12 protein-coding genes are annotated in these 12,641 nt (G+C 61.9%); all 12 read left to right on the top strand.

What is annotated here, in order from left to right:
* Positions 1 to 42: 42 nt before the first annotated feature.
* On the top strand, positions 43 to 243 hold the full coding sequence (locus P8L30_11170) for a hypothetical protein (protein ID MDG2240752.1): 201 nt from the start codon (positions 43 to 45) through the stop codon (positions 241 to 243).
* A 92-nt stretch (positions 244 to 335) separates the two neighbouring features.
* A complete protein-coding gene (locus tag P8L30_11165) occupies positions 336 to 962 on the top strand; it encodes a fumarylacetoacetate hydrolase family protein (protein MDG2240751.1) in 627 nt (208 codons plus the stop codon).
* On the top strand, positions 959 to 2,119 hold the full coding sequence (locus P8L30_11160) for an aminotransferase class I/II-fold pyridoxal phosphate-dependent enzyme (protein MDG2240750.1): 1,161 nt from the start codon (positions 959 to 961) through the stop codon (positions 2,117 to 2,119). Before P8L30_11165 ends, P8L30_11160 begins: the two co-directional genes overlap by 4 nt.
* 60 nt (positions 2,120 to 2,179) lie before the next feature.
* A complete protein-coding gene (locus P8L30_11155; GenBank protein MDG2240749.1) occupies positions 2,180 to 3,004 on the top strand; it encodes a hypothetical protein in 825 nt (274 codons plus the stop codon).
* Positions 3,005 to 3,665: 661 nt separating this feature from the next.
* A complete protein-coding gene (locus P8L30_11150; protein ID MDG2240748.1) occupies positions 3,666 to 6,422 on the top strand; it encodes a valine--tRNA ligase in 2,757 nt (918 codons plus the stop codon).
* A 14-nt stretch (positions 6,423 to 6,436) separates the two neighbouring features.
* On the top strand, positions 6,437 to 7,933 hold the full coding sequence (locus P8L30_11145) for an Ig-like domain-containing protein (protein MDG2240747.1): 1,497 nt from the start codon (positions 6,437 to 6,439) through the stop codon (positions 7,931 to 7,933).
* Positions 7,930 to 9,333, top strand: coding sequence for an L-seryl-tRNA(Sec) selenium transferase (gene selA / locus P8L30_11140; protein MDG2240746.1), 1,404 nt, complete (start codon positions 7,930 to 7,932; stop codon positions 9,331 to 9,333). The genes P8L30_11145 and selA overlap by 4 nt, the downstream gene beginning before the upstream one ends.
* Before the next feature lie 3 nt (positions 9,334 to 9,336).
* Positions 9,337 to 9,891: an HAD family hydrolase gene (locus P8L30_11135; protein MDG2240745.1), complete on the top strand. Its 555-nt coding sequence runs from the start codon at positions 9,337 to 9,339 to the stop codon at positions 9,889 to 9,891.
* Between the two features lie 136 nt (positions 9,892 to 10,027).
* On the top strand, positions 10,028 to 10,357 hold the full coding sequence (locus P8L30_11130; protein ID MDG2240744.1) for an iron-sulfur cluster assembly accessory protein: 330 nt from the start codon (positions 10,028 to 10,030) through the stop codon (positions 10,355 to 10,357).
* 36 nt (positions 10,358 to 10,393) lie between these two features.
* A complete protein-coding gene (locus tag P8L30_11125; GenBank protein ID MDG2240743.1) occupies positions 10,394 to 11,047 on the top strand; it encodes an MBL fold metallo-hydrolase in 654 nt (217 codons plus the stop codon).
* Positions 11,044 to 11,703: a phosphoribosylglycinamide formyltransferase gene (gene purN, locus P8L30_11120; GenBank protein ID MDG2240742.1), complete on the top strand. Its 660-nt coding sequence runs from the start codon at positions 11,044 to 11,046 to the stop codon at positions 11,701 to 11,703. Before P8L30_11125 ends, purN begins: the two co-directional genes overlap by 4 nt.
* A partial coding sequence (purH, locus tag P8L30_11115) for a bifunctional phosphoribosylaminoimidazolecarboxamide formyltransferase/IMP cyclohydrolase (GenBank protein ID MDG2240741.1) occupies positions 11,700 to 12,641 on the top strand: 942 nt, incomplete at its 3' end. The genes purN and purH, both read left to right, overlap by 4 nt.

Here is a 12,641-nt window from a genome sequence, read left to right as displayed (position 1 = left end):
GGCCCTTGGGCCCGCCAGGTCACTCAACAATTGATGGGTTCCATGAAACGGATCTTCGGAATGGGCGTGGGCGTAGTTTGGCTCGGAATGGCCTTCGGTGCCTTTCGCACCGGCAACGCCGGATGGGCGAATGGCCACGCCGACCTGGGCTTTTGGTATATGGTGATCGCCGGCTTTCTCGCGATCGCGGGATGTGGCGCGTTGATCGGGACGTGGATCCATACCCAGCCGGCCAAGGGCTGACCCCGGCCGCAACCGGATGACTGTGGAGGCCGCTCGGACTAGGTTCGAGCGGCCTCTTCGTGTTTCTATAGCTGTGCCCCTAGGAGATTTGAATGTCCCTTCCGTTCCCGTCCAAAATCGTCTGCGTGGGTCGGAACTACGCCAAACACGCAGCGGAGCTCGGCAACGACGTCCCCGCCGAGCCCCTGATATTCCTCAAGCCACCGTCGTCCATCGTGAGGCAGCGAGACACGATCGTCATCCCGACGTGGGCTGGCCGGATCGACTACGAGGGTGAAATCGGTGTAATAATCGGTGTCGAGTCTCGACACGTGCATGCGGCCGATGCCTGGGCCCATGTGGCTGGGCTGGCACCCCTCAATGACGTGACTGCTCGTGACCTGCAGCGCTCGGACGGCCAGTGGAGTCGTGCGAAAGGCTTCGACACCTTTTGCCCCATCGGCTCGGTTACCCCGATCCAAGACATTGACGTTGACGGGCTCCGCGTGACCACGAAAGTGAATGGAGAGGTGCGGCAGGATGCTCCGGTGTCTGACATGGTATTCTCGATTCCCGTCCTGATTGAGCACATCACGCGTTTCATGACGTTGTCCCCTGGAGATGTGATCGCGACGGGGACGCCGGACGGTATTGGGCCACTGTCGGACGGCGATGAGGTCCACGTGAGTGTTGAGGGTGTCGGGTCTGTGTCCAATCCGGTCCGCTTGGAGGCTTCATGACCCGAGCGAGTTCCAGAATGGGCGATTTGCCCCCGTATCCGCTCCTTGCCATGAAGGAGACCCGGCGGCGCTTGGTGGCAGAGGGGGTAGATGTGATTGACCTCGGTGCAGGGGACGCCGACCTCGATCCGCCCCCGGCCGTAACGGAGCGTCTCCGAGAGGTGGCCGGCGAAAAGAAATACGGTCGGTATGGCTTTCAGTCTGGTCTGCCCGAGTTCCGTGAGAGTGTGGCAGCCTGGATGGCCACGCGTTTCGGTGTGGAGGTCGATCCTTGGGCAGAGATATTGCCCCTCATCGGTTCGAAAGACGGCATCGCGCATCTGCCGTTCGGCTACCTGGATCCCGGTGACGTGGCGGTAATCCCGGACCCGGGATACCAGGCGTACGCGGGTGGCATCGCCCTTTCGGGCGGCGAAGCCCACAGGGTGGCACTTCGGCCGGAGAATGACTTTCTGATCCCGCTGGAAGACATCCCGAGCGATGTCCGAGACCGCACCCGCATGCTGTATCTGAACTACCCGAATAATCCCACGACCGCTGTCGCGCCGGATACCTACCTGGAGGAGTCCGTCGACTTCTGCCGCCAGCAGGATGCGATCCTCCTTCAGGACAACGCATACTCCGAGATCGCCTTTAACGGCTATCGACCGCGCAGCATCTTGGAGTTCGATGGAGCAAAGGACGTTTCCGTCGAGTTCCATTCGTTCTCCAAGACATACAACATGACGGGGTGGCGGTTGGGTTGGGCTGTGGGGAATGCAGAGGCCATCGGCGTCCTATCACGTGTGAAGTCTTTCATGGACACAGGACAGTTCATGGGGATCCAGGCGGCGGGCGTCGCAGCACTGGAGAGCTGGGCCGAATGGGTGCCGGGGAACGTGGCCGCGTTTGAGGGACGAAGAGATGCCGTTGTGAAGGCGCTTAATGACGCCGGATATTCTGTCGTGTCGCCGCAGGCAACCATGTACGTGTGGGTGCCGGTCCCAAAAGGCGAGGCTTCGGAGCAGTTTGCGACACGGGCATTGGAACAAGAGGGAGTGATCGTGCTGCCGGGCAGTTCGCTTGGAGCGGGCGGCGAGGGCTTCTTCAGGATCGCGTTGACAGTGAGTGCGGAGCGGCTTGTCGAGGCGGCGAAGCGCCTTGGGCGCGTTATTTAGGGACGCGGGGGAAGCGCGGTGGTTTAGGAACCGCCTTCACGACCTGGGTTAGGAAGACGAATGCATCAAAGGCCTGGCGAAACGGGAAAGTCCTCGGGCCGGGGTAACGACCACAGGAGGTCGGGCCTCGGTTCACGCCGAGTCGTAGCCATCGCCTTCGCTCTGTCCTTCGCGATCCACGTCCTGGCCGTCTTGATGTTCCCCGTTGCGACGCGGTTTCTTCGCCCGGACGGTATGAGCTTCCGGCCACCGACCACCGCAGGGGAGCCACGAGGCCTTCAGATGCTCGACCTCGTCGAGGTCTCGACAACCGTCGATCCAGAAGAGCCAGAGGACCCGGAGGAGATCGAGCAAGTCGAGACCCCAGACGTGACTCCATTGCCGGTGCGCATCGAAGGTGACCCGGGTGCCTTGGAGTTCGCCCCGCCGCCAATCAGTGGAGCGGAGCGTATTCGGCCTCGCTTCTCGGATGCCCGGCTGTGGCAGCCGCTCCAGGAGACGATTACCAAGTTATCTGATCAACAGCGTGAAGAGCTCCTCTTGGCGGGTCGTATCGGGGAATTCTACGACTCGCTCGCGATCGCTGAGGAGGCCGAACGTAAGCTCACCGATTGGACCTTCACGGACGACGATGGGAAGCGCTGGGGCTTCGCGGACGGAAAGATTTACTTGGGTGACACCGTCCTGCCCGGGACCCACATCTTCGGTGTGCCCGTAGGCAAGCGAGATGAGGTGGCAGAGCGTATGTGGCAGTGGGAGGAGATCCAGCGGCAGGGCGCCCGCGCCGAAGTGATCGAGTCGTGGAGAGAGCGCCAAGACGCGATCCGTGAACGCCGAAACCGTGAGCGGGCGGTACGTCCAGACACGACGCGCGCGCGCCGCTGATCCCAGCACGTAAATATTGGACCTGACGCTCCATATGATCTAGGCAAGCTCGCGGTGCCTCTTCGCGTGCTGACTAAGCGGGGTCGCCTGACCGAGGAGGAGTTCTCGTACATCAGGGAAGATCCTTCAGACGGTGCCGACATTCTGAAGAGTATCCCCTCCTTGCAGCACCTGACGACGGGTGCTTGGTAGCACCACGATGGTTGGGACGGGACGGGTTATCCGGAGGGACTGTCAGGCGATCGTATTCCGAGGATCTCGCAGATCATGGCGGTGTGCGACGACTACGACGGCATCACTTCAGGTTGGGCGTACCGGGTGGGGCGGACGCACCCTGATGCTATCGCGGAAGTGAAGCGCTGCTCAGGCGTGCATTTCGGCCCAACGGGAGTGGCTTCTTTGCTTAGGATTCCAGCCCGATTCTTCGAAGCGGTGGAGGTCGAGCCGTTCGAGGAGGTGTCGCCCTTCACGCGGGAGGCTCCTCTCTTTCTAGGGGAAGCGTCTCGGGGTGTACCGAGGGCCGGGGCTAGCTAGTCTAGGGGAACATGGGAACTTGCCCGGTCGGAAGGCCGTATAGCCGGTTCCGAACCTCAGAAGACCTCGCCATCTTTCGGGCCTATGTTCGAAGAAACCCCGCACCCGTGTGATCGGAGCAGTGAAGTTGTCTGAAGAGCTCGCCCCACGACTTGATCCGAAGGCCATCGAGCCTGCCCGCTACAAGGCTTGGCAGGACGGCGGGTACTTCCACGTTCCCGCATCACGCGTGCTGGAGGATGGCGCCGATCCGTATGTGATCGTGATTCCCCCTCCGAACGTGACCGCTGTTCTTCACATGGGGCACGGGCTCAACACCACCATTCAGGACGTGCTCATCCGCTGGCAGCGGATGAGGGGTAGGGCCGCCCTTTGGGTGCCAGGTACGGACCATGCGGGCATCGCGACGCAGAACGTGGTCGAGCGTCGCCTCGCCGCAGAGGGATGCCACCGGGATGACTTGGGTCGGGACAAGTTCGTCGAAGCTGTGTGGCGCTTCGTGGGTGAGACGGGTGGGGTCATTCTCGACCAATTGAAGGCCATTGGGGCCTCGTGCGATTGGGATCGCACGCGCTTCACTCTAGATGAGGACCTGAGCCGCGCCGTGCGCGAGACCTTTGTGCATTTGTACGAAAAGGGACTCGTGTACCGCGGCGAGTACATCATCAATTGGTGCCCTCGGTGTCTCACCGCGCTCTCCAACGAGGAAGCGGAGGGCCACGAGTCCCAGGGCAAGCTCTGGCATCTGAGGTACCCCCTCGCAGAATCGGCGTTCGGCGCAGCGGAGGCAGCTGCAAAAGCGGGCGCCGACGCGCTCGGCCAACTCGAAGACGGTACGTGGTACCTCACGGTATCTACGACTCGTCCTGAGACTATGCTCGGTGACACTGGCGTGGCGGTGAGCCCGAAGGATGAACGCTATCGGGCGCTCGTGGGTGCGGAAGCTCGCCTCCCGCTTACAGGTCGGACGATTCCCATCGTGGCGGACACCCATGTAGATGCCGCCTTCGGGTCAGGTATGGTCAAGGTGACCCCGGCGCACGATCCGAACGACTTCGATATTGCCGGCCGGACCGGGCTCGAGGTCATCAACGTGATGACTCCCGGCGCCCACATGAACGACAACGTTCCGGAGGCGTTCCAGGGACTCGAACGTTTCGCCGCGCGAAAAGCGGTCCTCAAGGCGCTCGACGAGTTGGGACTCCTGTCCGGCGAAAGCGACCATACACACTCTGTGCCGCATTGTTATCGCTGCGACACCGTGGTCGAGCCGCGTCTGAGCCTACAGTGGTTTGTGAAAATGGGCCCGCTGGCAGAGCCGGCCCTCAAGGCGTCGCGGGACGGTACGATCACGTTTACTCCGCCCCATTGGCAAAAGGTGTACGAGCACTGGATGGAGACCATCCGGGATTGGTGCATTTCGAGGCAGTTGTGGTGGGGGCACCGGATTCCCGTTTGGTACTGCGAGCAGGGGCACGAAACGGTGGGCCGCGAGGACCCGACGGAATGCGGGGAATGTGGATCGACCGTGCTTGAGCAAGATCCAGACGTGTTGGACACATGGTTCTCGTCGCAACTCTGGCCGTTCTCTGTATTCGGATGGCCTGAGAAGACGCCTGATGTGGACGCGTTCTACCCGGGGCACTCAATGGTCACCGCGCCCGAGATCCTCTTCTTCTGGGTCGCGCGCATGATCATGATGGGATACGAGTTCTTCGATGAACCGCCGTTCACCGAGGTGTATCTCCATGGAACCGTGCGGGACGCGAAGGGCCGCAAGATGTCCAAGTCGCTCGGCAACGGGATCGATCCTCTGGAGGTCGTGAACCAGTTCGGCGCGGATGCGATGCGGTACACGCTGATCAGTCAGGCGGCGGTCGGGACCGACATCAGCCTCGACCACGAAGACGTTGAGGCGTCATTCGCGAATGGGCGCAATTTCGCGAACAAGATTTGGAATGCCGGACGATTCGCTCTCCTGAGCATTGGCGACGGGCCGGTGAAGCCGTTGGCAGAGGTGGAGAATGACCTCGCACTGGAAGACCGGTGGATCCTGTCGAGGGTGGAGAAGGCTGCTCAAAACGCGACAGACGGTCTCGCGCGGTACCGGCTGCACGATGTGGCTGAGAGCCTCTACCACTTCTTCTGGGGTGATGTGTGTGACTGGTACCTGGAGCTGGTGAAGGCACGGATGTTCGATGACGCGGAGCCCGCGACGCGAGAGGCTGCTCGTTCCACACTGGTGTTCGTTCTCGATCAAGCGTTTCGGCTCTTGCATCCGATCATGCCGTTTGTAACGACGGAACTGTGGGCTCGGCTCCCATGGCCAGCGGGGACGGATCGTCCGAATGATTTGATTATCGCTCCATGGCCGGAAGGCGCGCATGCGCACGATGACGCTGCGGCGGAGAGGGACATGGCCGTTCTGCAGGAACTCGTGGTTGAGGTGCGTCGTCTCAGGAAGGAGTACGGGGTACCTGAGGGAGGGCGAATCACAATTCACTGCGTCGGTGCAGATGCTGATCTTACGGCGACGCTCGCTGCCCAGCTCCCGTCTCTGGAACGGCTGGCGCGCGTAAACAGGTTCGAGACCGAGCCCGGCACAGGTGCCGGCGCGCATGCCGTCTTGGCGGGTGGGGCGGAGTTGTTCCTTCCTCTTGAGGGGGTCATCGACTTGGACCGGGAGCGTGCGCGACTCACCGCAGAGATCACGCGCCTAGAAGGCCAAGCTACGGGCACGGCAAAGAAGCTGGAGAACGAGAATTTTGTCTCACGAGCGCCGGACGATGTGGTACAAAAAGAGCGCGACAAATTGGCGCAGTTCCAGGAACAGGCGTCGAAGCTTCGAGAGAAGCTGACCGAGTTGGAGGGAGGTGCCTCCTGAAGAGCGTTCGATTGTTGGCTACCGGCTTTTCGATGGGGCTCGTGGGCTTCGTGGCCGCGTGTGCCCAGCAGGGCGTCCCGCCGGGGGGCCCTGAAGACGTCCGTCCGCCTGTGGTCGTGGCAACGTTCCCGGACACGTTCGCGATCGTCCCTGACTTCAACGGACCCGTACGCTTCGACTTTGACGAGCGAATCAGCGAACGAGGCGCTGGGGGGGCACTCGACGACGCTGTGGTGATCTCGCCGCGCACGGGTGACGTCCGTGTGAAGCATGAGCGACGTAGCGTAATCATCGAGATCGATGGTGGATTCAAGCCAGGTTACGTCTATCGGGTCACCCTGCTACCTGAGGTGAGGGACCTGTTCAGCAACCAGATGCGTGACCCGTTCGAGTTGGTGTTCTCTACGGGACCACAGCCGCAGCCCACGACCATTGCGGGCGTCGTGTGGGACCGTATTACCGGTCGAGGTGCCGCCAACTATGAAGTCCAGGCGCTTCCCGCGAACATCGGGGGGGACCAGGCAGATTCCGCTGTGCATCTGGCCAGAACGGACACGGGCGGGGTCTACGCGTTCCGGTTCATTCCTGACGGGCGTTATCAGATCACCGCCTTTGAGGATCAGAACAGGAACGACACGATCGACGCATCTGAGAGCCAAGGTTTCACTCGTCAGCTGATCGGTGTGGGTGACACGCTTTTTACCGCCAATATTTCAGTGCTGCGACCGGATACCACACCGGCCATCATCACGAGTGTGGAAGCGTTGGACTCCATTACGCTTCTTCTCGAATTCGACGACTTCCTCGACCCGACCATCCCGCTTCAAAATGTCGGTGTGGCGATCCTCCTCAATGAGGACAGCACGGAGGTGGGTCTCGGGCAGGCCAGGCACGTTCATGATTACGTCGCGTACGCCGAAGCCGTGGCCGACTCGTTTGCTGTCCTGGATTCGATCGATGGAGTCGCCCGTGATGCGGCTCGGGCCGCTGCCGACTCGCTCAAGGTAGAGGCTCAACGGCAGGACAGCATCGCAGCCGCAGAAGCAGGTGACGTCGTGACTGATTCCGCTGCCGCTTCCGCGGTCGACACTGCCGGTGTCATCGAGGGGGTATTGGCCGATTCTCCGACTCGCCGGAGCGCGCCCATAGGGCTGAACGGAAGGCCTCAAGCGAGGCTCCAGGTGGACTCAGAAACTTCGCAGAATCCGGCGTCGCGAGGACTGACTGGGCCCGGAGGAGAGCAACTGCCAAGCCAGCAGATCGTCGCCATCCTCAACATGACACTCGTGCCCAACACCGCTTATCAGGTCGTGGTGTCCGGGGTCCGGAACATTGCTGCGATTCCCCTCGGTGGTGGTGGTGCGGCGCTAGTCATGGAGCCACCTCCCGCGCAGGATTCGACTCTGGCAGACACGACCGCTGTTCAGGACACGGCCAACATCACCGACACGCTGGCTGCAGATTCCACGCAGGTCATCGATACGGTGCGTGTGCTCGGGTTGAGGCGATGACGGATCCTCGCCGAAGTATCCCGTCTGTCGACGCGTTGCTCGCTGCCGAAGAATTCGTTGGTCTTGTCGGTGACTACGGACATGAACGAGTCGTGGCGGCCGCGAGGAGGGTCCTCGATGCGGTCCGTGGGGCGATCGCCGCAGGCGATGTACGAGGCGGACTAAGTGAGATTGCCTCCTACGTCTCTGATGTGGCAGACGTGCTGGAGCGAGATGCGGTGCCCTCTTTGAGGGAGGTGGTGAATGCCACGGGAGTCGTGTTGCACACCAACCTCGGTCGGGCACCCTTGGCGGATGTCGCGGCCCAGGCCATGGCGGCTGCTGCGCGAGGGTATTCGAACTTAGAGTACGACATCGACGCTGGGGCCCGCGGTTCGCGCTACGACCATTGTGTGTCGCTGCTCCGCGAGCTGACTGGGGCTGAAGACGCGCTGGTCGTGAACAACAACGCCGCTGCGCTCGTTCTTGCGTTGAATACGCTCGCTCGGGGTCAAAAGGTTGTGGTGTCCCGAGGAGAGCTGGTCGAAATTGGTGGTGGGTTCCGCATTCCGGATATTCTCGAACGGTCCGGTGCAGGCTTGGTCGAGGTGGGGAGCACGAACCGGACTCGGATCGCGGACTACAGGGGAGCCGTGGAGAACGGTGGTGTGGCGGCGATTTTGAAAGTGCATCGGTCGAACTTCCGGATCACCGGCTTCACTGAAGACGTCGAAGTCGCCGAGCTCTCGGATCTTGCTCGCGAAGCTGGTGTGCCCCTCATCCATGACCTTGGGTCGGGCTTATTCGTTCGGGCAGAAGAACTGGGACTGCCTGAGGAGCCCCTCGCCGTGGATTCGCTCAAGGCCGGTGCGGACGTCGTCGCCGTGTCTGGAGACAAATTGCTGGGCGGGCCGCAGGCTGGCCTGCTCCTTGGGAGCAAGGACCACATCGCGGCGCTACGTGCGAACCCGCTTTGTCGCGCACTCCGTGTCGACAAGATGACGTTGGCAGGATTAGAGGCCACGCTTCGGCTCTACCGGGACCGATCCAGGGCCCTCGTAGAGATTCCGACGCTGCGCATGCTGGGGGCCGATGTGCAGGAGTTATCGGAACGAGCTGAGTCGATGGCTTCGGCGCTCTCCGAAGCGGGAGTGAGTGCCGAGGTCGTAGACGGGATGGGCGCGGTCGGAGGTGGGACGTACCCGGGAGTGACGCTCGACAGCGCCGTCGTCGCCTTGCCAACTACCGGCGCGGGCGCGAGCGAAGTGGCCGCGCGCCTCAGGGCTGGGAGCCCGCCCGTCGTCGCCCGTATCGTGAGCGACCGGGTGGTCCTGGACCCCAGGACTGTCCTCCCAGGGCAGGAAGTCGATGTGATTCGGGTGGTGGTTGAAGCGATCGGTCCAGTCTCCGGCGCCCCCTGAACGATGAGTGGACTGCGTCCAGCCGTTTTCATCGATCGGGACGGCACTGTCATCGAGGAGAGGGTTTATCTGTCGGATCCGGACGGTGTTGTGCTCTTCCCTGGCGCTCTGGAGGCGCTGCGCACGCTTCGTGACGCGGGCTTCGCATTGGTTCTCGTGACCAACCAGGCAGGCATCTCGAAGGGGCATTATTCCGTCAAAGACTATCACGCGGTCGCGAAGAGGCTCGACGATATTCTGGGCGAGGCTGGGACAGCGCTAGATGGCACGTACTTCTGCCCACATCACCCCGAAACCACGGGCCCCTGCGACTGTCGGAAGCCAGGAGTCGGGATGTATCGGCAGGCGGCGGGAGAATTAGGGCTGGACTTCGAGAAGTCGTATTTCATTGGTGACAAGCTCACCGATGTCGTGCCTGCGATCGAACTGGGGGGGCGCGGAATTCTTGTGAGGACAGGGTATGGAACGGAGTTGGAGGGTGACGCCCCCGAGCAGATCGCGGTTGTCGACGACCTCCAGGCGGCTGCGGCTTTCATCGTCAAAAGCCTGGGCCGTTGACCCGATTTTTGGCCTCGGATAGCTTTCGGTCCTTGACCCCCCATATGGCCGCGACACCGGTCGGAGGGGAGAGTAGAGAGTGCATCAGACGAGCAGAACGAGTGCTCGCCACATCCTTCGAGGAGGACCCGACACCATGATGAACTTGACGGTGACGGCGGTGGACAAAATCCAGGACTTCATTACCGACCACGGTGTGGAGGGTGACGCTGCGGGTCTTCGCGTGGCGGTCCTTCCCGGTGGTTGCTCCGGCTTCCAATACGGCCTGAACATCGAGGACGCACCGGAGTCGGACGATGAGGTTATCGAGATCCAGGGTGTGAAGGTTTTCGTAGATCCGTTCTCGGCGCAGTACTTGGAAGGCATCGAGATCGACTACGTGACCAGCCTCATGGGGCAGGGGTTCACGTTCAAAAACCCCAGTGCCAGCGGCGGATGTGGGTGCGGGAGTTCCTTCACGGTTTGACCTCCGACGTCTCTCTCTCGGGGTGCAACTGACGTGATGGATGTCCGGACCTTCACTGGTGGAGGGTTCGGGGAGAACGCCTACCTGGTCGCCTGCTCGGAAACCAACCACGCCGTTGTCGTAGATCCGGGCGGTGCCGCACATGATATCGTGGCTGCGCTCCACGGCAGTGACCTGAAGCTCGACGCGATCTTGCTCACCCACGCACACCTCGACCATGTCGAAGGCGTCGACGACGTTCGCGCCTTCGCTCCTGAGGTGCCGATCTGGCTCCACCGGGACGACTACGAGCTCTACATGGCCTTGCCGTGGCAGGCGAGCCTGTTCGGATTAACGGCGAAGGATCAGCCGGCGCCGACACACGAACTCGAGCACGGGCAGCGGTACACGTTCGGCGACTGCGCATTCGATGTACGCTTTACTCCGGGGCATTCCCCCGGGCACGTCATCTTCGTGGCGGTCGGAGAGCCATTAGCCCTTTCCGGTGATGTCGTCTTCATGGGGTCGATCGGACGGACGGACCTGCCGGGCGGCAATTTTCAGACGCTCATGAAATCGATCCGTGAGGAAGTACTGACGCTTCCCGACGACACCGTTCTTCATAGCGGCCATGGTCCGGCGACAACCGTGGGGCATGAGCGGGTGGGGAACCCCTTCCTCGTTCCGCACTACCGCGGGGAAATGGCGTGAACGAGCGGATCAACGTTGTTGTGTTCGCATCTGGGGGCGGGACGAACTTTCAGGCCTTGCTCGACGCGGCCCAAGGCGCGGAGCATTGGCGGATTGCCGGGTTGATCACGAACACCCCCACCGCCGGAGCGCTCGATAGGGCGAGAACAGTCGAGACGCCCGCTGAAGTGATCCCCACGAAGGATCGCGATCCAAGTGAAGTGGCCTCAGACATGCTCTCGGCACTCGACGACTGGAAGGCGGATGTGATCTGTCTCGCCGGATATATGCGACTGTTGCCGGCTGCTGTCGTTGCACGATTTCGGAATCGAATTCTCAACATCCACCCTGCGCTGCTTCCATCTTTTGGAGGGAAAGGGATGTATGGGATGAACGTGCACCGGGCCGTTCTCGCGGCAGGTGAGACGTGGTCAGGCGCGACCGTACACTACGTCGACGAGCGTTACGACGAAGGGTCGATCATCGCGCAGTCGCGGGTACCTGTTGAGGCTGGTGACTCGCCCGAGGCGCTGCAGGCCCGGGTCCTGAAGATTGAGCACAACCTCTATCCCGCGGCCCTCCATCACGTGTGTGCCGCGCTTCGGCGCGGTGAAGAGCCGGGGCCCCTCCCGGCAGAACCAACCCATCTCCACATCCTTCCCGAGGAAATGTCATGAAGCGGGCGCTGCTCAGCGTATCCGATAAGTCACTTATCGTCGAATTCGGCCGTGCACTCACCGAACGTGGGTGGGAGCTTCTTTCCACCGGTGGAACCGCCAAGACGCTCCGTGATGCGGGCCTCGAGGTGACCTCCGTCTCTGATGTTACCAAGCATCCCGAGATGATGGACGGCCGGGTGAAGACGCTGCATCCGGCGATTCATGCCGGGTTGCTTGCCCGTCGGGATCGCGAAGACGACATGGCTGCGCTCGAGGCACAGGGCTACGGTCCGATTGATCTGGTCGCGGTGAACCTCTATCCGTTCCGGGAGACGGTCGCGCGGGGCAATGTCTCCGTGGACGAGGCGATGGAGAAGGTCGACATCGGCGGTCCTACCATGATCCGTGCAGCGGCCAAGTCACACAAAGACGTGCTGGTTGTTGTCGATCCGGAGGACTATGACGCGGCGATTGCGGCGATCGATGGTACCATCGATGCAGAACCTCTTCGGCGTCGGCTGGCCGCGAAGGTTTTTCGGCATATCAGTGGTTATGACAAGGCTGTCGCGGACTTCCTGGAGGGCGATGGTTGGGAGGCGCTTCCAGAACGTCTAGAGGGGTCGCTGAAACGCCTCCAGGAATTGCGCTACGGGGAGAACCCGGACCAGCAAGCGGCGTTCTACGGCCCTGATACCCCCGCTGGGCTGTCGGCGCTCGAACAGCTTCATGGGAAGAGTCTGTCCTACAACAACCTGCTCGACCTGGACGGCGCGCTCCTGTCCCTGTCGCCTTTTGCGCGATCACCTCGTCCCGCTGTGTGCATCATCAAGCACACGACGCCCTGCGGCCTTGGGATCGCTGACACCTTGGCGGAAGCCTACACGAAGGCCCTCGCGACAGACCCGATGAGCGCCTTCGGCTCGGTGATTGCGGTGAACCGAGAAGTGGACGGTGCC

The sequence above is a fragment of the Longimicrobiales bacterium genome, from assembly GCA_029245345.1.
GTDB lineage: Bacteria > Gemmatimonadota > Gemmatimonadetes > Longimicrobiales > Gaopeijiaceae > CALFPJ01.
The sequence above is the reverse complement of the archived record's forward strand: the minus strand, read 5'-3'. Positions and strand labels throughout refer to the sequence as shown.